The sequence below is a fragment of the Klebsiella sp. M5al genome (assembly GCF_002090195.1).
Lineage (GTDB): Bacteria > Pseudomonadota > Gammaproteobacteria > Enterobacterales > Enterobacteriaceae > Klebsiella > Klebsiella grimontii.
This window is the reverse complement of the sequence record NZ_CP020657.1, coordinates 4,923,286-4,950,261: the sequence shown is the minus strand read 5'-3', so window position 1 is coordinate 4,950,261 and position 26,976 is coordinate 4,923,286. Positions and strand designations below refer to the sequence as shown.

Genomic DNA, 26,976 nt, shown 5'->3' with positions numbered 1-26,976 from the left:
GCCCCACTTCGGGCCGTCTTTTCCTAAGCGCCTTCGCGCTCGAACAGCATAGAAATCCCCTGGCCGCCGCCGATGCACATGGTGACCAGACCGGTGCGCGCGCCGCTGCGCGCCATTTCATACATCAGTTTGACCGGCAGGATCGCACCGCTGGCGCCCACCGGATGGCCGAGAGCGATCGCGCCGCCGTTGACGTTGACGCGGGCCGGATCGAGACGCAGATCGTTCATCACCGCCAGCGCCTGGGCGGCGAAGGCCTCATTGAGTTCAATTAAATCGATGGCGTGAACATCCATATTGAGACGGTCCATCAGGCGTCGGGTAGCGGGAGAGGGACCAAACCCCATAATCTCCGCGCCGCAGCCGGCAACCGCCCAGCCGCGAATTCGCATACGCGGGGTGAGGCCGCGCTTTTCCGCCTGCTGGCGGGTCATCATCACCAGCGCGGCCGCGCCGTCGTTAATGCCGGAGGAGTTGGCCGCCGTCACCACGCCGTCGGCTTTAAATGCCGGACGCAGCGCGGCAAGCTTTTCGCGCGGGGTGTCGCGCGGGTGTTCATCGGTCGCGAACAGGCGGGTCGCTTTTTTGCCGTCCGGCACCTCAAGAGCCAGAATCTGCTCGCGGAAGCGCTCCTCAGCGATCGCCTTCAGCGCCTTCTGCTGGCTCGACCAGGCGAAATCGTCCATCGCTTCGCGGGTGATACCGAAACGTTGCGCAACGTTTTCCGCCGTGATGCCGTTGTGATAAGGCCCTTCCGGCCAGGTGAGAATGGAGATCAGCCCATCTTCCAGCTCGCCGTGGCCCATGCGATAGCCATCGCGCGCTTTACGCAGGTAGTAGGGGAGCTGGGTCATATTTTCCGTTCCGCAGGCGACGACCACCTCGGCCTGGCCGCTTTGCAGCTGCATCATGCCGTCCGCGAGGGCCTGGAGCCCGGATCCGCACTGGCGGTTAACCGAATACGCGGTGCTCTCCTGTGGGATCCCCGCCCGCAGTTGGCAGATGCGGGCGATAAAACCGCTTTCGGCGATTTGCCCGACGTTGCCGACGATCGTTTCGTCGATATCCTGCGGCGCAAGTCCGGCGCGGTTGACCGCTTCGCGAATAACCGCCGCCCCGAGGTCATGCTGGTGGGTATGCTTAAGACTGCCGTTAAACGTGCCAATAGCGGTACGGACGCCGCTGACAACCACAATATCATTAGCCTGTGTCATCGTTTTTCTCCTTACAGCACCATGCCGCCGCCGACGTTAATCACTTCACCGTTGATATAGCGCGCGCCGTCAGACGCCAGAAACGCCACGCACTCGCCAACGTCTTTCGCCTCCCCGGCGTAACCCGCGGGTATTTTATTGATCATGATTTGCCAGACGTTTTCCGGGACGCCGCGGGTCATATCGGTATCGATAAAGCCCGGGCAGATGGCGTTGACCGTGACGCCTTTCTTCGCCAGTTCGCGGCAGGCGGTTTTGGTCATCCCCACCACGCCGGCTTTTGACGCCGAATAGTTGGTTTGTCCGACGTTGCCAAGCCAGCTGGCGGAAGCGATATTGATAATGCGGCCCGCGCCGCGCTCGCGCATACGGATGGCGGCCTGCTGCATACAGAGAAAAGTGCCCTTCAGATTGACATCGATCACCGTATCCCAGTCCGCTTCGGAGAGTTTGTGCAGCATGGCGTCGCGGTTGATTCCGGCGTTATTCACCACAATATCCACCGCGCCAAACGCCTCTTCGGCCTGGGAAAACAGCGCTTCGACCTGCGCTTTGTCACCGATATTGCAGCTGATAAACAGCGCCTGTGCGCCCGATTCGCGCAGGGACGCGGCGGCGGCTTCGCCGTGCGCGTCGCGATCGGCGATGATCACGCGCGCGCCTTCCCGCGCAAGCACCTGAGCAATGCCAAAGCCGATACCGCGCGCGGCGCCGGTGACAATGGCGGTTTTACTGGCAAGTTTCATAGCTAATTTCCTTGTGAGTCAGAGGATGAATTCCGGGACAGATGTTCCGCGAGGCCGCAGGGCTGCGGGGTGAACAAGCGGCTGTCCATAACCTGAAGATCCGCGGCGATCGTCGGACGAAAATCCATATGCGCCAGGATGTCGCGCTCAAGATCGATACCGGGGGCGATTTCCGTCAGCACCGGCCCCTCCGGGCGTAGTTCGAAAACCGCCCGTTCGGTGACGTAATGCATGGTTTGTCCTTTGGCGCGGGCCAGCTCGCCGTTGTAAGAAATCTGATTAACCCCGGCGACGAATTTACGTACCTCGCCTTCGCGGCGGATATGCAGCGCCCCTTGTTCACAGGCGATCTCCAGCCCTTTGGCGGTAAAAGAGGAGCAGAACACGACGTGGCGGGCATTCTGGGTGATGTCGATAAAACCGCCCGCGCCGGGGCAGGATGCGCCGAGCCGCGTAGCGTTGACGTGGCCGTGCGGGTCCATCTCGCCGGCGCCCATAAAGGTGATATCGACTCCCGCGCCGTTGTAATAGAGCATTTGATCCTGGTGGCCTATCATCGCGCTCAGATTACGACCGATGCCGAAATCAACGCCGCCCGCCTGCTGGCCGCCGTAGATCCCCGACTCCACGGTGATGGTGACCTGCTCGCCGAGCCGTTCTTCGTGAATGATGGCGCCAATAACGTCGTTGGGAATGCCGGTGCCGAGATTGATGACGCAGCCGGGCGTCAGATAGCGGCAGGCTATCCGCCCGATAAGTTTGCGCAGGTCGAGCGGCAGCGGCGCGCTCTGCGCGGCGGGCAGTTGGATATCGCCGCACAGCGCCGGATCGAAGTCCCAACTGGAGGTCTGGCGGTGATCCATCTGCGGCTCTTCGCACACCACAATGGCGTCAATCAGGTTGCCGGGAACGGTGACGCTTTTCGGATGCAGCGAGCCTTTCGCCACGCGATATTTCACCTGCGCCAGCACCTTCGCCCCATAGCGTCTGGCGGCGAGAACCGCGTGCAGAACTTCCAGCTTCATCACCTCTTCATCGGTCGTGAGGTTGCCGTCTTCATCAGCATGGGTGCCGCGCACAATGACCACGTCCAGGGGAATGGCCGGGTAAAACAGATATTCGGCGCCGCGAAACGTCACGTGCTCGATCAGATCGGGCCGTTCGCGGGTGCGGGCGTTCATCCGCCCGCCTTCCATGCGCGGATCGACAAAGGTACCGAGCCCGACGGGGGAAAGCCTCCCCGCAAGTCCGGCGGCCATCGCGCTATAGAGATGAACGATCTGCCCCTGCGGCAGACACCAGGCTTCCACTTCGTTGTTGTTGATCATCGCCATCCAGCGCGGCGCCAGGCCCCAGTGCGAGCCGATAAGGCGCGTCACCATACCCGGATGGGCGAAGTGCTGGATACCGCGCTGGCGATCGCTTTGCCCAGCGGCATGCAGCAGCGTCAGATCGCGCGGTTCGCCCGCGGTCAGAAAGCGCGCTTCGATAGCGCTTAAAATGGACTCCGCCGCGCCGATAAGCGTCATCCCGACGGTACAGACGGTGTCGCCGCTGGCGACCCACTGCGCCGCTTGATGGGCGTCGATAAATTTGCTGCTCACTTTTTATCCTCCGTTGATAGCGTGATGATGGATTCCGCGAGGCGCGCTTTGAGCTGCTGCTTGCTCACTTTTCCGTTATGGGTACGCGGTAAAACGCGGGTGAAAATAATGCGCGCCGGCAGCTTAAAGCGGGCGATTTTGACCTTCAGCCAGCCGAGGATCTCTTCGCTGGTCAGGTGGTGCTGACCGTCCGGCACGATAAACGCCACCGGCTCTTCGCCATAGACCGGGCTGGGGGTCGGGATCACGGCAACTTCCCGTACGCCCCGATAGGTAGAGAGGATGTTTTCCAGCTCCAGCGAGTAAATCTTCTCTCCGCCGCGATTGATCATGTCCTTGCTGCGATCTTTGATGTACAGCCAGCCTTCGTCGTCGAGATAGCCCAGATCGCCGGTACAAAACCAGCCCTGCGCATCGCAGCTCGGGCGTCGTTCGCTGTGCTGCCAGTATTCGCGGATCACCACATCGCCTTTGAGCCAGATATGCCCGATTTGCCCGGCGGGGAGGGGCTGCTGGCGATCGTTGCGGATCGCAATGGCGAGGCCGGGGATCGCCTGCCCCGAGCTGCCGCATTTATCGCTGCCCCAGACATCGCCTGGAAAGATGGTGGCGGGCGAGGTCGTTTCGGTGAGACCGTAGATCGGCTGAATCGCCGTATGCGGAAACAGGGTTTTTAGCTCAGCGATCAGTCCGTCGCTCAGGTGGCCCGCGCCGCAGGCAATCGTGCGTAGCGCGGGGAAATCGCCTGGATGGCTGGCGCTCTGCTCGCGCGCAGCCTGGCACAGCAGGATAAAAATGGTTGGCGAGCCGTGCAGAAAGGTAATGTTCTGCTCGCGCAGGGTGTTGATTACCTGCGGGGCGTTAAACCGGTGCTGTAGCCAGAGGCTCGCGCCGAGGCTAATAAACAGCGCCAGCAGCGCCGACAGGCCGGTGATGTGATAGATAGGCACCGCCAGAATGGTGCTATCCGCGGCGGTGAGATTCAGTTTTTGCGCGTAAGCGTCAATCGCGCAGAGCAGGTTGTGGTGCGTGATAATCGCCCCTTTCGGCTCTCCGGTGGTACCGGAGGTAAACATCATCACCGCCGTATCATCGCGGTTAACCGGGGTCGGCAGGCGGGTTAGCGGATCGGGAAGAGAGAGCGCCTGCCATTCGCTGAGCGAAACGCAGAGGGCGTCGGGAGTCTGTTTCAGCCAGTCCTGCACGGTCGCATCGAACAGCACGGCCCGCGGGGCGATATGGCCCACCAGCTCCTCGCTTTCGGCCTGCTTAAGCTTAGTGCTGAAAGGCACCACTTCAATGCCCAGACCCAGCGCGGCAAATAGGACTTCGCAAAAAGCGGGATGATTCCCCCAGGCCAGCAGGATTCGGTCGCCTTTGCGCAGCGACCAGATGCGGTCAAGCTGCGCCATCGCTCGCTGTACCCGCAGGTGAAAATCGCGGTACAGATAGCGCCGATCCTCAAACGCCAGCGCCAGGGCATCCGGGCTGCGGGCGGCGCTGCGGCTCAGGGCCTGGTAAAGATTCTGGAAGTCGGCGGAGGTGCTGCTCATTTGTCTCTCCTGATATTGCGTATTGACTGGAAGTAGTCTGGGGAAATTCAGGAGAGGAAATTGCCGAATGGCTCACAATAGAAAATCAACAAAACGGAAGCAATTTTGTAACATTGCACAATAGGCAGGAGAGGCCGGGTAGGGGGGAGAAATACTGGAATCAGGCAGGCTTTTGTAAAGCCTGAGGAAGCCCGCTTTTAGACCCGTATTAACCGGGCCTAAAAGGAAGAAGGGGATCAGCCCTGCCGCTTAGCGTTTAAAGGCATCGAACTCGAGCCGTTCGCCGTCGGGGCCGCGAATAAGCAGGAAGCGCACATTTTCTTCCTCAATCGGCCCTTCATCGAGCGGATAGCCGAGCGCCGCCAGCCGCTGCTGCACCGCATCCAGGTCGCGGACTTCCAGCGCCAGATGATCGATACCGCAGCGAGGAGCGTCAAAGGGCGTTCCTGCGGGAAGCTGATACAGCTCGAGGACGGCGCCCGCCATTTCCAGGAACGCGACTTCAATAGTGCCCTGCGGCGACGGCTTGCTAAACCGCTGCTGGCGCTGAAAGCCCAGCGGTTCATAGAAGGCAAGCGAACGCGTTAAGTCGCTGACCTGATAGCCAATATGAGCAATCGTGTTGATAAGTTCGCGCATGTTATACCCCCTTACGCACGCACCAGAAACCGTAGAAAGCGACATACACAAAGCACAGGAGCGGAGCGATAAAGGCGATTTGCATATTGCCGCCGTTCATATCCGAGATAATGCCCATCACCAGTGGAATAACGGCCCCGCCGATAATCGACATCACTACGATCGAGCCTGCGGTCTGGGTATCTTTCCCCATGCCCTTAATGACCAGGCCAAAGTTGGTCGGCCAGCATGGCGCCATACAGAAGCTGACCAGAATGAGCGCATAGACCGCCAGCATTGAACTGCTGAATACGGCAATCAATAAAAGGACGGTGGCGGCCAGGGCAAAGGTGCCGAGCAGCAGCGCCGGATTGAGGCGGTTCATCAGCCAGGTGGCGACGGTTTTACCCACGGCGTAAATCACCAGAGAAGCCAGCAGCCAGTAGGTCGCGGAGTGCTCGCTGGTGCCCTGCTGCACGAGCTGCACAAAGCGGATCGTGAAGCTCCATACGCCAACCTGGGCGCCGACGTACAAAAACTGCGACAGGATGCCGAGGCGAAAGCGCGGGATAGCAAACAGGCGTTTCAGCGTTGACCCCATGCTTTCTGTCGGGATCTGCTGCTGTTGTGACGGCGTGCCCTTGCACGACGGGAATTTAATAAACACGAACACCAGCGCCAGCACCACCAGCACGGAGCCGATAATCAGATAGGGCCCGACCACCTGGCCGACCATTTGATGGCGCGCGGCGTCCGCGGCGGCGGCGGGCATCGCCAGCAGCTGTTCATGGCTCGGATCGTTCTCGCCAAAGACCATCACCTGGCCAATCAGCACGCCGGAAATCACCCCCAGCGAGTTGAAGATCTGCGAAAAGTTAATGCGCTGGGTGGAGGATTGAATCGGGCCCAGCAGGCTTGAGTAGGTGTTTGCCGACGTTTCCAGAAAAGAGAGTCCGCAGGCGATCACCCCCAGGCAGGCGAGGAACGCGCCGTAGGTCATGATCTGCGCGGCCGGAACGAACAGGAAACAGCCGAGGGCGTACAGGCACAGCCCAATAATAATCGCCGCTTTATAGGAATAACGCTTAATCAGCGCCGCCGCAGGCAGGGCGACAAAAAAGTAGCCGAGGAAAAAAATCGACTGCACCAGCGCCGTCTGGGTATCCGTTAAATCGAAGCCCTTTTTAAACTGGGCGATCAAAATATCATTCAGGTTGCCCGCCATGCCCCATAGCGCAAACAGGCAACAGACCAGTAAAAATTGCAGCCAGGGGGTGTGCGGTAAATACGCGCTGGTATCCAGTTTTTCATTGTGGACCGCCGCTTTATCGACCTTATCCGTTATTAGCGTACTCATTGAGCTATCCTCTTAATGGTTTTTATACAGTAGGGTTTATGCCATTTCATAATCAGAGGCGGCACGCAAAAGCCGTTCTCGTGCCTCTTCGTAGTCAGGTAAGGATGACGCGCCCTGCTTTTCGACGCTGACGGCGGCATAGGCCGCCGCAAATCGGGCCGCGGTATGCAGCGGTTCGCCGCAGGCCAGCCGCGCCGCCAGCGCGCCGTTGAAGGCATCGCCCGCGCCGGTGGTATCGCGGGGATGAGAAGGGAAGCACGGGATAGGGGATTTCACGCCCTGCTCGCTCAGCAGGGCGCCCTTTGCGCCAAGGGTGATAATGACGTTGCGCGCGCCCTGGGCATGCAGCGCATCGGCGGCCTCGGCCGCGGCCGCGAGACTATCGACCTGACACCCGGTCATTAACCCGGCCTCCGTCGCGTTCGGGGTAAGCAAATCCACTTTACTCAGAAATGCGTTATCAACGGGCTGCCAGGGGGCGGGATTGAGCACCACGAAGGCCCCGGCTGCTTTAGCGGCGTCAACGACCCGTTCAATCGCGGAAAGATTGTTCTCCAACTGAACCAGAACCACATCCGCGCAGCCGATAGCGGGGACGCAGCCGGCGATTTCATCATCGCTCACCGTCATATTCGCGCCGGGATCGACGGCGATCATGTTTTCAGCATCGTTGCCGGCCACATAAATCAGCGCATTGCCGGTGGGGATATCTTCGGCGACCAGCAGCGTCACGGCGTTAAACCCCACGCCTTTCAGATGGCGGCGGGCAAAATGGCCGAAGGTATCATTGCCAATCTTGCCGATGTAGTGGACATTCGCTCCCGCTTTTAGCGCAGCGGTGGCCTGGTTCGCCCCTTTTCCGCCGGCGCTGGTCATACTCCCGCAGGCCACTAACGACTCGCCCGGTACGGGAAAGCGCTCCACTCTGGCCACCATGTCGAAATTGAATGAACCAAAAACGCAGACTTTTCCTGACATCATTCGCTCCTTTATACGCGCTCGGGGGAGTGCAGCGCGGCGGACAGATCGCGGGACATTTTTTCCCAGGCCTGCTCGAGCGGCATATCCGGGCGGAATAAGCCGCTGCTGCCCATCACCAATACCTGCGCTCCGGCGCCCAGCAGCTCACGGTAGGTGGTGCGGTTGCATGAGCCGTCGACTTCCAGCAAGAAGTGGAGGTCGCGGGTCTCTTTTAGCTGATGAAGCTGCGCGATTTTGGCGGTCATTTCGGGAATAAACGGCTGACCGGCATAGCCCGGATCGACGGTCATCACCGTGACCTTATCGAGCAGATGCAGATAGTGCTGGATGCTCTCAACCGGCGTGGCGGGATTGAGCACCATGCCCACCGCTTTCCCCGCCTGGCGAAGCATATTGATGAGCCGGAAGGCTTCGCGGCAGATGGTTTCCGGATGCAGTGAAATAGCGTCAGCGCCGGCTTCTATTAGCGCCGGGATAAACGAGGCGGGCTCTTCGACCATCAGGTGGACATCGATGGGAAGCGATGTGTAGGGACGAATCTGCGTCACAAAGCTGGCCGATAGCGCCAGATTTTTGACATAGTGGCCGTCCATTATGTCGACATGCAGCCTGTCGGCTTTGCCGTTTAAAAAGCGCAGCTGTTCCGTCACTTTCATCATGTCCATGCACATGAGCGAGGGAGAAAGGTAATAACGCATAAGGCCTCATTTATTCCGGTAGTGGCTGATTTCAGGCAAAGTCTGGCCCTGCCGCATGAAGCGGCGTTTCGACATTGCGCGTATTGACCGTCACGTCATGACGGCGTACTCAGGCGATTTGTAGGCCGACGTTATGCCAGGTCATCTCTTTTTCCAGCAGCGGATCGGCAAACTTTTCGGTAATTAAACAGTCCAGTTCGCCTAAGCCGCCGATGCGCGCGACGCCTGTTCGCCCCAGCTTGCTGCCGTCGACTAATGCCACCGTCTGACGGGCGGCCAGCATCATCTGTTTCAGCAGGGCGGCGTGGGCTTCCGTACCCGCATATAAGCCGCTATCGCGCTCCAGACCCTGGCAGGAGAAAAAGAGCGTATCGATGGCGTACTCGCGCAGCGTTCGTGAGGCGGTTTCACCGAAGAACGACTCCTCGGTCGGGGAAAAATCGCCCCCCAGTCCTACGAGATGCAACGAGCGTCTGCTCATCAGCGTTTGCAAGATGCGGATGGAGGGCGTAATTACCGTTAGCGCCATCTCCGGCATCTGCCGGGCCAAAAACCAGCTGGTGCTGCTGCCGTCCAGGACGATGGTCTGTCCCGGCTGCAGAAACTGCAGCGCTTTACGGGCAACGCGCATTTTTCCTTCGCTGTGCAGCAGCGTTCTCTGCTGAAAGCTTCCCTGGCTATCTTCGACCGGCAGGGCGGACGCTGCCGCTCGGGTCGTCGGCAGCGGGTTTTCCGCCGCCAGCGCTCCGCCGTGGCTCCGATTTAAGATCCCTTTCCGTTCCAGCTCGCTCAGATCGCGGCGAATCGTTTCCCTTGAGACCCGAGTCGCTTGCGCAATCTCATTCACCCGCATCACGCCGCGTTGGCCCAGCAGTTCAACAATCAAACGATGACGTTCCAGCGGCAACATAGCTCTCTCCTGAAGTACATGATCAGATTACCTTTCCCTTGCGCAGGGCGTTGAGACCTCGGGAATGTCCGACGAAGGCGAGCTTTTCGCTGCCGGACAGTGTGATAGCGCACGCATTTCGGCTGCACTGCCGCCAGCGTTTTTGCTATCTCGCCCGCTATTCAGGCATAAACAAAAACAAACAAAAATAAATGCAACATTGCCTTTGCGCCCGTTTATGACCGTTTACGCCCGCTCTGCGAGGGCACTGTTCATTTCTTGCCTGCTAATTAAAAACAAATGAAAATAAAAAAATGCTAATTTGATCACGTTATTTTCATTTGATGCGTTTTTAAATGGATTTAAGCCGATTAACAGCATTAAATGAAAGTAATTAAAAACAAAGAGCAGGATGAAACCATGAATGAAACAACCCGTCGTTTTGCACGTTTAGTCGACCTGAGCGCAGTCCAGGCCACCAGTACCGAAGCGGACGTTCGCGCCTGCGCTGAGCTGGCCGCCCGCTACAACATTATTTCCGTCCACGTGCTGCCCTGCTGGACGCGGTTTCTCAGTACGTTGCTGCCGCAGCAGGGTACGGGAGAGGTGATGATCGGCGGGCCGGTCGGCTTTCCCGGCGGCGGGCATGCTACTGATACCAAGGTTCAGGAAGTGCGGCAGCTGATTGCCGATGGCGCCCGCGAAGTCGATATGGTGGTGAACATCGGCAAAGTGTTATCCGGCGATTATGACTATGTGCGCGAAGATTTACGCCGCGTGGTGGACGCCGCCGCGCCGGTACCGGCGAAGGTGATCCTCGAAACGCACTATCTCAATGAGGAGCAGATTCGCCGCGTGTGCGATATCGCCGTAGAGGTGGGGATGAAGTGGGTCAAAACCTCCACCGGCTGGGCGCCCACCGGCGCGACGGTGGAAAAAGTCAGCATCATTGCCGACCAGCTTAAAGGCCGAATCGATATCAAAGGCGCAGGAGGCATTCGCGATCTGGCAACGGTGCGCGCGCTTTACCAGCTTGGCATCCGCCGCTTTGGCATGAGTCACGGCGCGGTCAGCAAAGTGCTGACTGAACTGGAGCAGCACCCGGAACGCTTTCCCGAGCTGAACGCCGATTAAACTGAGAGACCGCGGGCCTGATGGCCCGCCATAAAACGTCACCGGAGTCAGTGATGAAAGATAAAATACTCACGATTGATGTTGGCACTGGCAGTACCCGCGCCGCTATTTTGCGCGTTGATGGCACGATGGTCGGTTTTGCGCAAAGGGAGTATGAGCAGACCACGCCGCGTGCGGGCTGGTCAGAACAGGCCCCTTCTCTATGGTGGCGGGCCGCCTGCGAATGCATACGCGAGGTGCTCTACCGCTATCCTGAAACGGTTACGCAGATTGCGGTCATTGGCGCCTGCGGACAGATGCACGGCACCGTCCTGCTGGACGACTGCGGCGAGCTGGTGGAGGACCGGGCGCTGCTGTGGAATGACAAGCGTAGCCAGCCGCAGGTGGATGCCTTTGCCGCGCGCGAAGGGCGGGAAAAGTGGCTGGCGCATTTAAATAATCCCCCCGCGGCGGCGTGGCCGGCTTTCAAATTAGCCTGGTGGCGTGAACATCATCCAGAACGTTGGCCAAAGCTCGCCAAAGTGTTAATGCCGAAGGACTATATTAATTTCATGCTCACCGGCGCCCTGGCGACCGACTATAGCGAGGCGTCCTGCTATTTTCTGATGGACAGCGAAACCCGCGCCTGGTCTTCGCAAGCCTGCGAAACGTTTGGCCTGCGGGTCGATCAGCTACCGGAGCTTAAACTTTCCAGCGACATTATCGGCCAGGTGACGCCGCGCGCATCCGATACCACGGGGCTGCCTGTCGGTATCCCGGTGGTGGCGGGTACGTCGGATATGGCGGCCTCTCTGCTCGGTTCGGGCGTGTATGAGCCGGGTATGGCGTCCGACTCCACCGGCACGTCGACGCTGATAACGGTGGTATCGCAGCGGCCGTTACGCCATCCGCTGGTCAATAACCTCCATCTCGCCAACGCGGCCTGGGGCGGATTTACGATTCTGGATGCTGGGGGCGATGCCGTCCGCTGGGCGCGGCTGGCGCTGGCCGATAACCAGATAACGCACCCGCAGCTTTTGCAGGAAGCAGCCGCGGTGCCGGCCGGCGCGGAAGGGCTACTCTTTCTTCCCTATCTGACGGGAGAGCGCCTGGCCGAGCACACGAACTCGCGGGCGCAGTTCTTCGGCCTGCAGCGCAAGCATCGCCGCGGCCATTTATTCCGCGCGGTCCTGGAAGGGGTGGCCTTTGCGTCCTGGCGCAACCTTCGCCAGCTGCAGGCGTGCGGGCAATATCCGCAGCAAATGATCGCTTCCGGCGGCGGCGCGCGCAGCCCGCTGTGGCTTGAAATCAAAGCGGCGGCGTACAATCTTCCGATATTATCGACGCGCAATCAGGAGAATGGCGTCACCGGATGCGGTATTATCGCCGGGGTTGGCGCGGGGCTGTACGCGGATTTTGCCAGCGGCGTGCGGCAGACGGTGCAGTTCGACAAGCTGATTTCGCCGGATCCCCGTCTGCGGGATTATTACCAGGCCTGCAGCGAGCTTTTTGATACGCTCTACCAGCAATCCGCCACCTTATACGACAGGCTGGATGCGCTGAGCGCGGGGCCAGACTGAAGGTATGCTATCGCGCGGAGAGCGCCGTAAATATAGAGAGAGGCAGAATGTTTGCAGAAGAAAGACAGGAGAAGTTGCTCAGTATTCTCAGGGAAAAACGCAAAGTGGCTGTTTCTGAGATGTGTGACGTCTTTAATGTATCTGGCGCCACCATTCGTGCCGATCTCCGCCAGCTGGAAGAGGAGGGGCTGCTGACCCGTACCCACGGCGGCGCCGTTCTTCGCACGCGGGCGAGCTTTGAACAGGCCTCTGACGCGCGCGAAATCGTTAATCTCAGCGCGAAAGAGCGCATCGGTCAGCGCGCGGCGGCGCTGGTTGAGGATGGTGACATTATCGTGCTGGATACCGGCACCACGACCCTGCATATCGCGCGCAATATTCGCGACAGACAAAACGTCACGGTGGTGACCAACGATTACCAAATCGCCCGCGAGCTGGAAGCCAGCCCCTCTATTCAAACCATTCTGCTGGGCGGGATCGTCAAGAAGGGGTACCACTGCGTGGTGGCGATCAATGGACGCTCCATTCTCGATACGCTGAACGTCGATAAAGCGTTTATGGGCGCCAATTCGCTGTCGCTGAAACACGGCGCCTGCGTGGCCGATATCATGCTGGCAGAAACGAAACGCGGCATGGTTGAACACGCCAGCCAGGTGATTATCGTCTGCGACTACAGCAAGCTGAATAACACCTCCCTTGCCCAATTTACCGCCGCGGATCGGATTGATACCGTGGTGATCGATCGTCTGCCCGATGACGTTCAGGCGTATCGCAACGCCGGCATTCAGGTGATCTCGTTGGATGAAGAGGCGCCTCGGTAGCGGGATTTGATTTTGCCTCCACCTGCTGTACAGACGGAGGCAAGATATCAGAAAGAAGCGATAGATTGGCTCCCATTTTTGGCATCGTTACGCAGCAGGGAGCCGACCGTATCTATCCGTTCAGGGCAGCCCCCGGGTTATTGGAGGTCGCTGGCGCAGTTGCATCCTGACACCACAGTTTGTCATAAGCGTAACCGGTAAGATCTTCCACAACATGGCGGGCTTCAGGCGTCACATCCTGCTTGCGACCATGCGCTTTCAGGCGTTCGATCTCGTCGACTAAAATTTTGTGCGTACGCTTGTTCAGATGGAAAGTCAGCGCTTGCCATAGCGCGATGATCAACAGCCCGGCGGTGCCGACAAATAGCAGCATAGCAATCGTGGTGATGGCTTCCTGAGGCTGAACCTGGCTACCTTTCATGAAACCACCGCTCTGTAACAGCAGGCCTACCGCAAAGGTCGCAATGGCAACCGTTGTTTTACGGGAGAAGGTCATCACCGCAGCAAACAGACCTTCGCGGCGTTGGCGGGTTATCATTTCATCAATATCCGGAATAAACGGGAATACGTTCCACGGGGTAAATTCCAGTACGCAGCGGCCGACCTGATAAACGCCCGCGAGGATCACTAGCAGCATTACTTTGTTATCCGTCGGGAACTGATAGACCAGGAAGAATCCGCCGAGACACAGCATCATCAGGGTATAGGCGAAAACATAAAGCCGGGAGGGGCCGTATTTAATGATCGCGACGCCCGCCGCCAGCGTGACCGGCAATCCAACGATACTCATCGACAGCAGCGTTCCCGCCAGAGAGGATGACACATTCAGGCAGTAGACGCAGAAAAAGACAAACACCGTGTTGTAGATATCCTTCGCGGTGAAGGAAAAGAGATAGATAGCCAGGTGTTTACGGAATGCGCGCACCTTCAGGGTAGAGGCGTACTCTTTAAACAAGTTACCGAAGGCTGTGATTTTCTCTCCGAAGGTCGTAGGCTGCGTCTCTTTCTCGATTTCTGCCTGCATTTCCGGCGTTAACTCACGCTCCCAGGTGACTTTCCAGGAAATGAATACGCAGAGGGTAAACATAACGGCAAAGACTACCCCGTTGATTAAATAGGCATCGGCGTTGTTCTCGCCCAGCCAGCCGATCAACAGGCCTGGAATAAAGGTGGCGAGAAAGGTGCCGGAGGCCGACAGGAACATTCGGCAAGTGGAGAGTTTGGTACGATCGTTAAAATCTTTGGTCATCTCAGAGGGCAGCGTTTCCCATGGGATAAGCACCATTGCCGCGATAACTTCAAAGGCCAGGTAGACCGCGAGATAGAACCAGAAATTCATACCGTTCATCCACAGCAGGATATAAACCAGCATGAGCGGCGCGCCAATCAGTAGGAAGAAGCGACGACGGCCAAATTTTTTACCCAGATAATTTTTATAGAAATGATCGGTGAAGCTGCCCATAAACAGGCTAACGATAGCATCAACAATACGGGCAATCGCCACGATTGAAGCCGCTTCAATCGGCGACAGACCGACAAAAGTGGTATAAAAAAAGAGAAGCCACGCGCCAATGACGGTAAAGGCGCCGCCGCCCATAATATCCGTCAGACCGTAGCCGATACTGACAGGAATGGTTACTTTTCTGTTTTTAAGGGTCATGGTTTATACCTGTCTCAGGCTTGTGAAAAACGGAAATAGCGGCGTGCGTTTTCTACGCAAATATCCCGAATCATTGAGGTAAGAATGTTTTTATCGTCAGGAACTTCTCCATTTTCCACCCATCCTCCAATCAGATCGCAGAGGATCCGGCGGAAGTAATCGTGTCGGGTATAGGAGACGAAGCTGCGGGAATCGGTGAGCATACCGACGAAGTTGGCCAGTAAACCCTGATCGGCGAGCGTATTGAGCTGATTGACCATGCCGCGGCGAGTATCGTTAAACCACCAGCCGGATCCAAACTGCAGCGGGGATTTCACGCCATCTTCGCCGCTCTGGAAGTTAGCGATCGCAGAGGCCACCACATCGTTATAGCCGGCATTGAGGTTATAAAGGATGGTTTTGGGCAGGCCATTGTTCTCGCCCATGGCGTTGAGGAGCGCATTCAGGCTTCCGGCGAGGAGCGTTTGATCGCCAACGGAATCAAAGCCGCAGTTGATGCCCACCTTCTTAAACATCGGTTTGTTATTGTTGCGAATTGCGCCAAAGTGAATCTGCATAGCCCACTCGCGCTGCTTATACATTTTGGCGAGTGCGATAAAAATTGCGCTATCCCACGCCTGCTGTTCGTCTTTTGTCAGGGCCTCGTTCTTCAGACGGCGCTGGAAAAGCGCGGCCAGAGCGGCTTCATCCAGAGGGTTGTAAACGATTTCCAGAGGACCGTGATCGGATATGCGGCACCCTACAGTGTGGAAAAAATCGATACGTGATTCCAGAGCGGCCAGAAAGTCTTGCAAAGAAGCGATACGAATTTGGGTTTTCTCCGCCAGACGGGAAATAAACGTCTGAAAGCTTTCTGGATCGGTATCAAAGAGTTCGTCAGGGCGGAAAGTCGGTAGAACAAGCGGAGAAAAATCACTATTTGCCGCCAGCCGCTGATGATATTCCAGATTATCCAGCGGCCCATCCGTTGTGCACAGGGCCTCGACATTTGAACGGCGTATTAACGCCTGAGGTAAGAATTCTTTGCGGCGTAATTGCTCATTACACCGCGTCATTATTTCATGCCAGTTACGGCTATTTAACGTGTCATCAATGTTAAAATAGTATTTAAGTTCCAGATGGGTCCAGTGATAGAGAGGATTACCGAAGCAGGCCTCAACGGTTTGCGCCCATGCCGCAAATTTTTCTTCAGCGGTAGCGTTACCGGTGATTTTTTCCTCGGGAATACCATTTGCCCGCATCGCGCGCCATTTATAATGATCGCCTTCCAGCCATAACTGCGTAATGTCGGCGAAAGGTTCATTTTCCCAAATAGCCTTCGCCTCAAGATGGCAATGGTAATCGATAATAGGTTGCTCTCTCGCTATCTCAAGATAGAGTTTTTTTCCTGTCGGATTGCTGATCATAAAACTATCATTTATCAATGGCATAAGTTCTCCAGTAGACGCTGAACACGGTTTTTTTAGCCTAAAGCGCTGTCTGATTTAAATGGATATTGCTTTCTGATAGTGCCTGTGAGCGCCGACATTAAACCCTGCGTATAATTTTAGTCTACTACCATACAAGTGCAAATGGGAAATATGTGACTCAACTCATATTATTTAATGTCGGGCCATTGTGATAACGGTAAGGGGGAGGGCTAATTTATAACTGATGGTAAAAAAGAGGGGCGTAAATGAATTAAAATAGGCGCCATGCGCATTTTATTTCACATATAAATAACAAGTTTTAATAGTGGTTCGCTTATTAAGATGATGCCTAAAACGTGTGGGACGTCAGAGAGATTTATTTTTTTTAAAATAACTATTGATCTAATAAAACTTACTGAATACTCTTTTTACTACTAGTATGGTAACTATCTCAATGATGAAGGCAGAAGTTAAAATGCAGATGACAATGCGCTGGTTCGGGCCGCAGGAAGATAAAATCCCACTGGAGTATATTCGACAGGTGCCGGGGGTAGAAGGCGTCGTCGGGGCGCTTTACGATGTTGCCCCCGGCGAAGTCTGGCCGGTAGAAAAAATTAAGGCGTTGATTGAGCAGGCCCACGCCGCAGGCCTGAAGATGGAAGTCATCGAAAGCGTAAACATTCACGATGACATCAAAATTGGTTCAGCGGAACGCGATCGCTATATTGACAACTACAAGCAAACTATCCGTAACCTGGCGGGGTTTGGCGTAAAAGTCATTTGTTATAATTTCATGCCGGTCTTCGACTGGATGAAAACCGATATGAATTATGTGCTTCCGGATGGCTCATTAACCATGGCCTTTGAAAAGCGCGGTATTGATAAGTCTCTGGAAGACGTCGTTAAAGAGGTACTGGAGAACGCGAACGGTTTTGCTTTGCCGGGTTGGGAACCTGAGCGTCTGGCGAAGGTTCAGGAGCTGTTCGCGCGCTATCGCGATGTCGATGATACCAGGCTTCGGGAAAATCTGTTCTATTTTTTACGTGAAGTCATTCCGGTATGTGAAGAAGTGGGCGTCAAAATGGCGATCCACCCGGACGATCCGCCGTATTCTATTTTTGGCCTGCCGCGTGTGGTAAAAAATCATGCCGATCTGGCGTTGATTTGCGATACGGTTGATTCACCCGCGAACGGTATCACCCTTTGTACAGGGTCGATTGCCGAAGATCCTGACAATAATGTCTATGAAATTCTGGCTGAATTTACCCGGCGTAAGCGTCTTCACTTTGCGCACGTACGCAATATTAAACTTATTAAAGACAAGGATTTTTATGAGTCGGCGCACCCTTCCGCGTACGGCTCTCTGGATATGTACCGCATAATGCAGGCTCTCCATGATAATGGTTTTGATGGTTATATTCGTCCGGACCATGGTCGCTTTATTTGGGGAGAAACCGGGCGTCCGGGATACGGTCTGTATGACCGCGCATTGGGCGTTACCTACCTGATGGGTCTGTGGGAAGCGCTGGAAAAGCAAAAGTAATTGACTGAAAAACCGGGGCGAATGTCCCCGGTACTCACCTTGCACGGATAATACAAAGCCCCTTGAGGCTTAGAGGCAGCTGATACTGGCTTGCCGTTGCTCTCTGCTCACCCTTTCTTCACAACTTCAATTGTTAGATTTATCGGTCTTTCCTGGCATTGTGCCTATCAGACATGGATTTATTAAGGTTATAGATAGGTTACCACCCCCTCGGGTTTCGCCCGCTAATGATAAAAATAACTATTATTAACTATCTGTTTATTAAGATAAATTTTACATAACGTGCTCGGTTTTATGATGTCAATCACATTTTGACTTCAGCCAACTTTAAATCTGTAAAAGTAGACGTTTGTCGACTTTTCATCTAAAAAGTTGGGGGAAGGGACTAGACAGGACCATTTTTAGGTTATCAAATGGTTAAATAACGTCATATTAAATGTGAATGATTGACCTTATGTATAAAAGGCCAACACGCTTTCCGCTGCGTTAAAGCGCGGCGGACATCCTGGGAGAAGTTATGCATTCCTCTGTTAATAAAAATGAAACTCGGACCTTTTTTGGTCATCCGTACCCGCTTGGTTCGCTGTTTTTCACCGAAATGTGGGAACGGTTCTCGTTTTACGGCATTCGTCCGTTACTGATCCTGTTTATGGCAGCCACCGTTTATGACGGAGGGATGGGGCTGGCGCGCGAGAACGCGTCGGCCATCGTCGGGATCTTTGCCGGGACCATGTATCTTGCCGCGCTGCCGGGCGGCTGGCTAGCGGACAACTGGCTCGGACAACGAAAGGCAGTCTGGTACGGCTCAATTCTGATCGCGCTGGGCCATCTCTCCATCGCCCTGTCGGCGGTGATGGGCGATAGCCTGTTCTTTATCGGCCTGATGTTTATTGTGCTCGGTTCCGGCCTGTTCAAAACCTGTATTTCGGTGATGGTCGGTACCCTGTACAAAAAAGGCGATGCGCGCCGCGACGGCGGCTTCTCGCTGTTTTATATGGGCATTAACATGGGGTCGTTTATCGCCCCGCTGATCTCCGGCTGGCTGATTAAATCTCACGGCTGGCACTGGGGTTTCGGCATCGGCGGCATCGGGATGCTGGTCGCGCTGATTATCTTCCGCGTCTTTGCCGTTCCGGCGATGAAACGCTATGACAGTGAAGTCGGCCTCGATTCCACCTGGAACAGTCCGGTAGTGAAACGAAACGGCGTCGGCGCATGGCTGCTGGCGCTAACGGTGGGCGTGGCGGTTATCATCGCGCTGATTGCCCAGGGCGTTATCGTGATTAACCCGGTGGCGGTCGCCAGCGTGCTGGTCTACGTGATTGCGGCGTCGGTGGTGCTCTATTTTATCTACCTGTTCGTCTTCGCCGGACTGAGCCGCAAAGAGCGCGCCCGCCTGCTGGTATGCTTTATCCTGCTGATCTCCGCCGCCTTTTTCTGGTCGGCGTTTGAGCAGAAACCGACCTCGTTTAACCTGTTCGCTAACGACTATACCAACCGTATGATCGGCTCCTTCGAGATCCCGGCGGTGTGGTTCCAGTCGATTAACGCCCTGTTTATTATTCTGCTGGCGCCGGTATTTAGCTGGGCGTGGCCTGCGCTGGCGCGCAAAAACGTGCGTCCGAGCAGCATCACCAAGTTTGTTATCGGTATTTTATGCGCGGCGGCGGGCTTTGGCCTGATGATGCTGGCGGCGCAAAACGTCCTGAGCAACAACGGCGCGGGCGTCTCGCCGATGTGGCTGGTGGGCAGTATTCTGATGCTGACGCTGGGCGAGCTGTGCCTCAGCCCGATTGGCCTGGCGACCATGACGCTGCTGGCGCCGGAAAGAATGCGCGGCCAGATGATGGGGCTGTGGTTCTGCGCCAGCGCCCTGGGCAACCTGGCGGCGGGCCTGATTGGCGGTCACGTGAAGGCCGATCAGCTGGATATGCTGCCCGATCTGTTCGCACGCTGCTCCATTGCGCTGCTGATCTGCGCCGCGGTGCTGTGCCTGCTGATTGTTCCGGTTCGCCGGATGCTGGAAAACACCCGTAGCGACAAGCCGCAGGAGCCCGCGGCTAACGCGTAATCCCGCAAAAACCCGGCGCGTTCTGCGCCGGGTTTATCCCTTAACGATAAACAATACCGCCATCGATCAGAATCGACTGACCGGTAACATAATCGGAATCCGGGCCTGCCAGATAAGAGACCAGGCTTGCCACATCGTCCGGCGTTTCGGCGCGGCCAAGGGCGATACCTTCAACGTATTTTTTATAGGTTTCACCCACCGGCGCACCGGTAATTTCCGCGAAGCGCTTATCGATTTCGGTCCACATCCCGGTTCCCACAATCCCCGGACAGTAGGCGTTAACCGTAATGCCGCGGCTGGCATACTCTTTCGCCGCTGCCTGCGTCAGGGCGCGTACGGCAAATTTGGTGGCGGAATAAACGCCCAGCAGCGCGAAACCATCGTGACCGGCGATAGAGCAGGCGTTGATGATTTTCCCTTTCTGCTGACGGTCGATGAATTTTTTCGCCGCCGCCTGAATGCCCCACAGGGTACCCTGAACGTTGATGCGCATGATGCGGTCTACTTCTTCAGGCGTCACATCGGCCAGCGCCTGAACCTGGGCGATCCCGGCGTTGTTCACGATAATATCAAAGCCGCCGAGCTGTTTTTCCGCTTCATCAATGGCGGCGTACACCTGCGCGCGATCGGCGATGTTAGCGACGAAGGTGGCCGCTTTACGTCCCAGCGCTTCCACTTCGGCGGCGACGGCGGCAATCCCTTCAGGGTTCACGTCGACCAGCATCAGCGACGCGCCGTCTTTGGCCAGACGCAACGCAATACCGCGGCCAATGCCCTGACCGGCGCCGGTTACCAGCGCAACTTTATTTTCGATAGCCATGTCTGTACTCACCTTGTACTGATTAATAAACTAGGGAGGCCCGCGGCCGATGTCGTCGTAGCCGCTGCGGCGAATGGCACTACTCTATCGGGCGCGATAAGCGTGGCCTACCCCCCTGATGGGGGGGATGATGAGCGTACGGACTGGATTAAGGAGTAATCGCGGTATGGCTTTTTTATCCTCGGCGGATGATGCGCTGACAGCGCTTGTTCATCAGGAACCTTTACGCTTCACGGGGACGCTGCCGCTTATCTCCACGCGCTTTACGCCGCCCCGTACGCCGGAAAGCCTGCTGTCGCGGGAGCGCCTGCTGCTGCGCCTCGACGCCGCCGTCTCCCGCCGTTTAACCCTGGTGCGCGCGCCCGCCGGATTTGGCAAAACCACCCTGCTGGCGCAGTGGTACCGGCACCGCCTTCGACAAGGGGATGCGCTGGCCTGGCTGAGCCTTGAAGAGGATGACAACGCGCCGCTGCTGTTTATACGCTATCTGCAGGAGGCGCTGCGGCCATTGTGGCAGGGGTGGAGCCCGTCGTTTCTGCAGCTGCTGCAAGGCGAGCTTCCGGCCGACCTCCCCCTGTTCTTTGCTGAACTCGTTAATCAGCTTAATCAGTGCCCGCATCCGCTGTACCTGATCCTCGACGACTATCAATGTATCAGCGACCCGGCGATTCATCAGGGAATGAGCTGGCTGCTGCACCATGCGCCGCCGGCGCTGCACCTGATTATCGGCAGCCGCAGTCAGCCGCCTTTAGCCCTGAGCCGTCTGCATATGCAGGATCAGCTGCTGGAGGTGTACGACCCCGAACTGCGCTTTAGCCCCAGCGAAGCCCGCGCCTGGTTCGCCGGCGCGTCGGGGCTGGATCCGCAGGCGATCCCCCGGCTTATCGCGCTCACGGAAGGGTGGATCGCGGGAATGAAAATGGCCGCGCTCTCTGCGGACGCTTCCGCGGTGATGGGCCTCAGCGCCGGCTCACGGTCAATCACCCGCTATCTGGATGAAGTCATTTTCGCGCCGCTGCCGCCCGAGGTGTTCGACTTCCTTCTGCAGACCTCGATGCTTAATCGCCTGCATCCGGACCTGTGCGACGTCGTTTGCGGCCGCAATAACGCCAGGGCGATGCTGGCGTGGATAGAGCGGCATAACCTGTTTCTTTCCGCGCTGGATGAAAGCGGCCTTTGGTTTCGCTATCACCCGCTGATGCGCGACGCGCTGCTGCACCGCCTGCGGCACAGCGGTGAGATTGATATTCGCCAGCTGCACGACCGCGCCAGCGGCTGGTTCGCCTCACAGCAGCTGTGGGCCGAGGCGATACGCCATGCGCTGGCCGCCGGGAAGTCGGCGGCGAAGGATGCGGAAGCCGGCGCGCAGTCGCTGGCGGAAGAGGGGGATATCGATACCCTGGTGCAGTGGATCCGCTATCTGCCTGCGAATCCTGACCCGTCCCGCATTGCGCTGCAGCTGAACCTGGCCTGGGCGCTAGCCCACCGCTTCCGGTTCAGCGAAGCCCGCCAGCTGCTGGACGCCATCGAGATGCAATCGGCGGCGCATGGCGAGGCGCTGGCCCACAGCGCGTGGGTTAAGCTGCGGGTGGTTCGCGCGATCTGCGAAGCCTTTGCCGACAATATCGACCGCAGTATCGCCATTGTCGAACCGCTGCTGCGCGAGGTGCCCTGCGGCGATATCTGGGTCGATGGTCTGGTGTGCAATATCCTCAGCTACTGCCATCTGGCGGACTCCCGGCCGCAACAGGCGCTGGAGGTGCAGCAGCGGGTATCCGGCGTTAGCCTCGCTAACCGCAACCTGTTCGTGACGGTTTACCGGGCGTTCGTCATGGCGCAGAGCTATCTGCGTCAGGGAAATCTCGCCGAAGCGGAACGCCAGGCGGCACGGGCGCTGCGCTACGCGGAGCGGCACGCCGGCGAGAACGCCAGCAGCGGCGCAACCCTTGCGCCCATCCTGGCGGAGATCGCCTGGGAGCAGGGGAAGGGAGAGCAAGCGCAAAGCCTGCTGGTTCCGCGTCTGGAGACCATCGACAGCTTTTGTCCGCCCGATGGCCTTAGCCGCAGCTACATCGTTCTGGCCCGCCAGGCCCGGGAAACGGGGCGGCTGGCGGAGGCCGAATCACTATTACTGCATGCCGAAGGACTGGCGGCCCAACGCGGCTGGCTGCGGGCGCAGGCGCCGCTGCTGGCGGAGCGGATCGCCGTCGCGCTTCACGCGGGCGACAAACAGGCCGCTGAGGCGCTGCTGCTTCGTCTGCAGAGCCTCAGCCAGACGGAATCCGTCGGCGGATATATCACCATCGGCCAGAGCCGCCTCCTTATTGCCGCCGGCGAACCGCTTGCCGCCGCGCGGCTGCTGGATACGCTGGCCGGCGTGCGGGAAAGCAGCGGCGAGCGGCTGTTCGCCGTGCGTTTGCGGCTCAGGCAGGCGCTGGCCCTCTGGCGTGCCGGCGAGCGGGAGCTGGCGATGGCTATCTGCCGACCGGCGCTTGCGCGCGCGCTGCATCAGGGGCTATGGCGCAGCCTGCTGGAGGGGAGGGAAGAGATGGCTGCGTTGCTGGCTGAAATACACAAGCGCGGCGCGGCGGATGATGCGCTGACCGCCGATATCGCCGTTTTGCTGTCGCGCTTCGCCGCCGCCGGGATCGTGATTGATAGCGCCCGCCCGCAGCCGCTCGCCCTGCGGTTGACCGAACGGGAGCAGCAGACCCTGAGTTTGATTGCCGACGGCTATTCCAATAAGGGCGTCGCGCGCGAGCTGGGTATTTCGGCGGAAACCGTCAAGTGGCACCTTAAGCAGCTGTATGAAAAGCTGCAGGTGAAGGGGCGCATCCAGGCGGTAAACCAGGCGCGCGAATGGCGCCTGTTAGGCTAGCGCAATGGGGCGTTCTCGCTCAGCGCCGGGCCGCGGTAATCGCCGCCCAGCGCTTTAATCAGGGTGATATCGGTGCTGAGCCGTTGGACCTGGATATCCAGCAGCAAAAGCTGCTGCGCGATAGCCGGGCGACGCGCCTCCTGCGCCGCATAGTAGCTGACCAGCCCGCGCTGATGGTGCGCGCTGGCGCTGCGGGTGGTCACCATCGCCGCCGTCACTTTCTGCTGCTGCAGCGCGGCCTGCTGGTTCAAATCGTTCAGCTGGCTGGAGCTAATCGCCACGTCGCGCACTGCGTCCAGCACCGCCTGGTTGTACTGCTTAATCAGGATATTGCTCGCCGTACGCGTCGATTTCAGGGTGGCGTTTAAGCGCCCGCCGTCAAACAGCGGTAAATAGAGCCCCGGCAGTATGTTGATCTGCTGGAAGGAGGACTTAAACAGGTCGCCGACGCTCAGCGCGTTGTAGCCCCAGAAGGCCTTGATATCAAAGTGCGGGTAAAAGGCCGCTTTTGCCGCGTCCACCTGGCTCATCGAGGCGCTGACGTAGCCGCGCAGAGCCTGGAGATCCGGGCGGCGGGCCAGCAGCTCAAACGAGAGCGAGTCCGGGAGCGTTTCCTGCAGCGCCGGCAGCGCCACCGGGTGGATCTCCGGCATGCTATGCGCATCAGCGCCGATCAGCGCCCGCAGGGTTTCCCGATACTGCGTTATCGTTCCCTGCGCCGTAATCACCTGCTGCTGCGCCGCCAGCAGTTCATCCTGGGCGTTGGCGACATCGACGCTATCCTCGACGCCGCGCGCGGTACGATGCTCATGGGCCTGCACCGAGAGACTGGCGATGGCCTCCAGTTGGTTGAGTAATTCGATTTTCTGGAAGGTTGCCTGCATCGCGAAATAGAGCTGGGCGACGCTGCTGGCGAGATCCAGCTCGATACCGGCGGTCTCCGCCTGGCGGGCGTTCTTTTCGCCAATCGCGGCGGCGACGCGGGCGCGGTCGGCGCCCCATAAATCGATATTCAGCGTTGCCCCGACGCCGACCGTATTCAACGTGTACCAGGGGCCGTTTTTATCCACCGGCAGGGAGAAGGAGTAGGGCCAGGTGAACTGTTTATTGGTCACCCGCAGGCGGTTTTGCGCCGCCACGGCGGTAGCCTGAACGCCCATTGCCGACTGCGCCAGCTCCACCGTGGACTGCGATTGTGAAATACGCAGCCGCGCAGCCTGCATAGTGGGTGAATTCTGCAACGCGCGGTTGACCAGCATATTGAGCTGGGGATCCTGATAGCCTTCCCACCATCGCGCCGTCGGCCAGCCGCTGTTCGCGAGGTGGATCACCTGCGCCAGCTCGGCCTGCTGCGGGTTGACCAGCGGCACCTGGCCGGGATCGTCCTGGATTAACGCGCACCCGGTTAACAGCGTCAGGGCGAAGGCAAGCGCCGAGGTACGCCAGATGCGCGGAGGAGGAGTGATTTTTATCATGAGCGGGTTGCCTGTCGCGGAATAACGGAGGATGCAAAGGGCCACGTTGGCAGCGCTGCCAACGCGTTGACCAGCGGCGCGCCAAACGGATTCGCCGGGTCCGGGAGAAGCGCCTGAGAGCGTTCTGCGGCGATTTGCTGCGCGTCGAGACCGGCGGCGTAGTCCTCAAGCCGCGGGGCGCAGCGGGCTAAAAAGGTATCCCCCGGCGCCGCGTACAGGCGATAGCCTTCACTGAGGCGCAGGATCTCTTCTGCCTGACGAAAACTCGCCCGCGTCGGCCAGTTTTTGGCTTCCGGCCACGGGTGGGCGTAGGTTCCCAGCGGCTCGGTGGACACCCGGTTGATTAAGGTTTCGCTCTCGGTCAGCGCGGCAAAGAGCGGTACCAGTTGAACCTCATCGTCGCGGGCGGCGAGGGTCTGCGCCAGCTGGCGATAGAGCTGCGCCAGACGCGCCTTAAGCCGCGGCGCTTCGCTATCGGGCCATAAATAGAGATGAACAATCGAGGAGACCAGCACGCCGAGCAGGATACCGATAACCCGGTCGCGCAGTTCGGTAAGGTTGCTAAGCGGGCCAAACCAGCTGAGGAACGCCAGCGCGAAGGTAAAGCCTATCTGAATGCCGGCGTAGGCGATGCGCTCTGAGCCTGCCGCAATCCACGCCGCCAGCGCGAAAACCGGCAGGGTCATCGCCAGCAGGCCGCTCAGCGAGTCGGTCCAGGGCTGCACAAAGACGATCAGCAGTAGCGCAATCAGCGTGGCCAACAGCGCGCCGCCGATGCGTAGCCACGTTTTCTGCATGGTGGCGCCCAGGCCCGGCTGGGCGACGATCACGCAGCTCAGCATGATGGTGTGGATGCCCTGCCAGTCTGCGGCGGTGTAAAAGACGTAGCACAGCAGCGTCGCCAGCAGCGTTTTCAGGGCAAAGTGCAGATAGGCCGGGTTGGACCACGCGTCCGGCAAAAGCAGCGGCGCTTTTTCCACTTCGCCCCGCGGCAGCGGAACGGCTTCGCCGCGCGCCAGCCGCGCCAGCACCTCGGCGATTTCCTGCAAAATGGCGCTGTTATCACTATCGCGTGGGACCACCAACGTCTGAATATCCGCCGCTGCCGTCGCGGGCAGATTGTCCGCCAGCGCGTTAAGTTCGCGGGCTATCCGCCGACGCGCATCGGGATGGTCGTCGCCCGGCTGGAGCAGCGCCGTCAAATGGTAGCAGCGCAGCGCGGCGGCCATCAGCGATTGCCAGGCCTGCGGGCTGGCGGCGATCTCCGGCGTGGCGCGCGCGGCCTGCTGATACAAGGACTGCAGCTGGTTAAACTGCCCGGCGATCTCGGTAAAGGTAGGCTGCGGCTCTCCTTCATCCGGTTGGCTAAGCACCTTCGCCGTCTGGCGCAGCATCACCACCAGCCGGGCTTTAAACTGATAGCCGGGAAAGGCCTGCTGGAAACAGGCATTGACCAGCAGCGTCACCAGAATGGCGGTATTAATCGCCACCCATAGCCACAGCAGCAGGCGTACCAGAATTTCGCTCTGGCTGGTCATCGACGGGAAGGTTTGGGCGTAGATGACCGCCAGCGCCACCACGAAAAACGCCAGCCCCAGCTTGCCGAGCACCCGCATCAGGTAAATGGCGCAGAAGAACAGGATCACCGAGGCGACCAGGCGAATTAGCGGATAGTCATAGGTCCACTTGATAATCAGCAGCACGCCGCCGAGCGCGACGCTGACGGTGAGCACGAAAACCACGCTGACCAGCTTAATCATCAGCACGTTAGGCTGGCTGACGTAAAACACCACGATCAGCGCGACGGCGAGGAAGGGAATATGCAGCGTCATAAACAGCACGATCAGCACCGCGCAGCTGAGCGTCAGGCGCAGGGTGTAGTTCGCCCGCCCCGGCGCATCGCGGAGTTCACGGGTGAGAAACGGCCACAGGCTCTGCATCCCGTC

Annotated in this window: 20 protein-coding genes; 6 read left to right on the top strand and 14 right to left on the bottom strand. The window is 58.2% G+C overall.

What is annotated here, in order from left to right; all coding sequences use genetic code 11:
- Positions 1-23: 23 nt before the first annotated feature.
- The 9 genes from BWI76_RS23710 to BWI76_RS23670 all read right to left on the bottom strand — a co-directional run bounded on the left by BWI76_RS23710 (position 24) and on the right by BWI76_RS23670 (position 9,681).
- Entirely contained in the window at positions 24-1,214 is a 1,191-nt protein-coding gene (locus BWI76_RS23710) for a thiolase family protein (RefSeq protein ID WP_004134465.1), read from the bottom strand.
- 11 nt (positions 1,215-1,225) lie between these two features.
- Positions 1,226-1,960, bottom strand: coding sequence for a 3-oxoacyl-ACP reductase FabG (gene fabG / locus BWI76_RS23705; protein WP_004134466.1), 735 nt, complete (start codon positions 1,958-1,960; stop codon positions 1,226-1,228).
- Positions 1,961-1,962: 2 nt separating this feature from the next.
- Positions 1,963-3,564: an acetyl-CoA--acetoacetyl-CoA transferase subunit alpha/beta gene (locus BWI76_RS23700; protein WP_004134467.1), complete on the bottom strand. Its 1,602-nt coding sequence runs from the start codon at positions 3,562-3,564 to the stop codon at positions 1,963-1,965.
- Positions 3,561-5,117: a class I adenylate-forming enzyme family protein gene (locus BWI76_RS23695; RefSeq protein ID WP_004134468.1), complete on the bottom strand. Its 1,557-nt coding sequence runs from the start codon at positions 5,115-5,117 to the stop codon at positions 3,561-3,563. The genes BWI76_RS23700 and BWI76_RS23695 overlap by 4 nt, the downstream gene beginning before the upstream one ends.
- A gap of 249 nt (positions 5,118-5,366) precedes the next feature.
- On the bottom strand, positions 5,367-5,756 hold the full coding sequence (locus BWI76_RS23690; RefSeq protein ID WP_004134469.1) for a VOC family protein: 390 nt from the start codon (positions 5,754-5,756) through the stop codon (positions 5,367-5,369).
- A gap of 1 nt (position 5,757) precedes the next feature.
- Positions 5,758-7,092 (bottom strand): L-fucose:H+ symporter permease, encoded by a 1,335-nt coding sequence (gene fucP, locus BWI76_RS23685; protein WP_049087429.1) that lies wholly within the window; start codon positions 7,090-7,092, stop codon positions 5,758-5,760.
- A 36-nt stretch (positions 7,093-7,128) separates the two neighbouring features.
- The gene (locus BWI76_RS23680) at positions 7,129-8,070 is read right to left on the bottom strand and encodes a ribokinase (protein ID WP_024358588.1); all 942 of its coding nucleotides are present in this window, start codon (positions 8,068-8,070) and stop codon (positions 7,129-7,131) included.
- A gap of 11 nt (positions 8,071-8,081) precedes the next feature.
- A complete protein-coding gene (alsE, locus tag BWI76_RS23675) occupies positions 8,082-8,771 on the bottom strand; it encodes a D-allulose 6-phosphate 3-epimerase (RefSeq protein ID WP_049087428.1) in 690 nt (229 codons plus the stop codon).
- Between the two features lie 109 nt (positions 8,772-8,880).
- Positions 8,881-9,681 carry a DeoR/GlpR family DNA-binding transcription regulator gene (locus BWI76_RS23670; protein ID WP_049087427.1) on the bottom strand — a complete coding sequence of 267 codons (801 nt, stop codon included), beginning with the start codon at positions 9,679-9,681 and terminating at the stop codon, positions 8,881-8,883.
- A gap of 363 nt (positions 9,682-10,044) precedes the next feature.
- Between BWI76_RS23670 and deoC the strand changes: the two genes are divergently transcribed.
- Genes deoC through BWI76_RS23655 form a run of 3 tightly spaced genes read left to right on the top strand, consistent with a single transcriptional unit; the run spans position 10,045 to position 13,174 of the window.
- A complete protein-coding gene (gene deoC, locus BWI76_RS23665) occupies positions 10,045-10,794 on the top strand; it encodes a deoxyribose-phosphate aldolase (RefSeq protein ID WP_004134476.1) in 750 nt (249 codons plus the stop codon).
- 53 nt (positions 10,795-10,847) lie between these two features.
- On the top strand, positions 10,848-12,353 hold the full coding sequence (locus BWI76_RS23660; protein WP_049131312.1) for a xylulokinase: 1,506 nt from the start codon (positions 10,848-10,850) through the stop codon (positions 12,351-12,353).
- A gap of 47 nt (positions 12,354-12,400) precedes the next feature.
- Positions 12,401-13,174, top strand: coding sequence for a DeoR/GlpR family DNA-binding transcription regulator (locus tag BWI76_RS23655; protein ID WP_004134484.1), 774 nt, complete (start codon positions 12,401-12,403; stop codon positions 13,172-13,174).
- 112 nt (positions 13,175-13,286) lie between these two features.
- Here BWI76_RS23655 and BWI76_RS23650 read toward each other — a convergent pair whose 3' ends face one another.
- Positions 13,287-14,834, bottom strand: a complete 1,548-nt coding sequence (locus tag BWI76_RS23650; protein ID WP_004134486.1) for an MFS transporter — start codon at positions 14,832-14,834, stop codon at positions 13,287-13,289.
- 14 nt (positions 14,835-14,848) lie between these two features.
- Complete coding sequence (gene uxaC / locus BWI76_RS23645) at positions 14,849-16,264, bottom strand: glucuronate isomerase (RefSeq protein ID WP_049087611.1); 1,416 nt, start codon at positions 16,262-16,264, stop codon at positions 14,849-14,851.
- A gap of 454 nt (positions 16,265-16,718) precedes the next feature.
- Between uxaC and uxuA the strand changes: the two genes are divergently transcribed.
- The gene (gene uxuA, locus BWI76_RS23640; protein ID WP_024358582.1) at positions 16,719-17,786 is read left to right on the top strand and encodes a mannonate dehydratase; all 1,068 of its coding nucleotides are present in this window, start codon (positions 16,719-16,721) and stop codon (positions 17,784-17,786) included.
- A 517-nt stretch (positions 17,787-18,303) separates the two neighbouring features.
- Positions 18,304-19,857 (top strand): peptide MFS transporter, encoded by a 1,554-nt coding sequence (locus BWI76_RS23635; protein ID WP_004134506.1) that lies wholly within the window; start codon positions 18,304-18,306, stop codon positions 19,855-19,857.
- 40 nt (positions 19,858-19,897) lie between these two features.
- Here BWI76_RS23635 and BWI76_RS23630 read toward each other — a convergent pair whose 3' ends face one another.
- Complete coding sequence (locus BWI76_RS23630) at positions 19,898-20,677, bottom strand: acetoin reductase (RefSeq protein WP_004134509.1); 780 nt, start codon at positions 20,675-20,677, stop codon at positions 19,898-19,900.
- A gap of 166 nt (positions 20,678-20,843) precedes the next feature.
- Here BWI76_RS23630 and BWI76_RS23625 point away from each other — a divergent pair, with 166 nt between their 5' ends.
- Positions 20,844-23,555 (top strand): LuxR C-terminal-related transcriptional regulator, encoded by a 2,712-nt coding sequence (locus BWI76_RS23625; protein ID WP_064371641.1) that lies wholly within the window; start codon positions 20,844-20,846, stop codon positions 23,553-23,555.
- On the opposite strand, the gene BWI76_RS23620 is transcribed toward BWI76_RS23625, so the two are convergent.
- Both BWI76_RS23620 and BWI76_RS23615 read right to left on the bottom strand, forming a co-directional pair.
- Positions 23,552-25,030 carry an MdtP family multidrug efflux transporter outer membrane subunit gene (locus BWI76_RS23620; protein ID WP_064371640.1) on the bottom strand — a complete coding sequence of 493 codons (1,479 nt, stop codon included), beginning with the start codon at positions 25,028-25,030 and terminating at the stop codon, positions 23,552-23,554. The two genes, BWI76_RS23625 and BWI76_RS23620, sit on opposite strands and share 4 nt — an antisense overlap.
- On the bottom strand, positions 25,027-26,970 hold the full coding sequence (locus BWI76_RS23615; protein WP_064371639.1) for an FUSC family protein: 1,944 nt from the start codon (positions 26,968-26,970) through the stop codon (positions 25,027-25,029). Before BWI76_RS23615 ends, BWI76_RS23620 begins: the two co-directional genes overlap by 4 nt.
- Positions 26,971-26,976 lie beyond the last annotated feature (6 nt).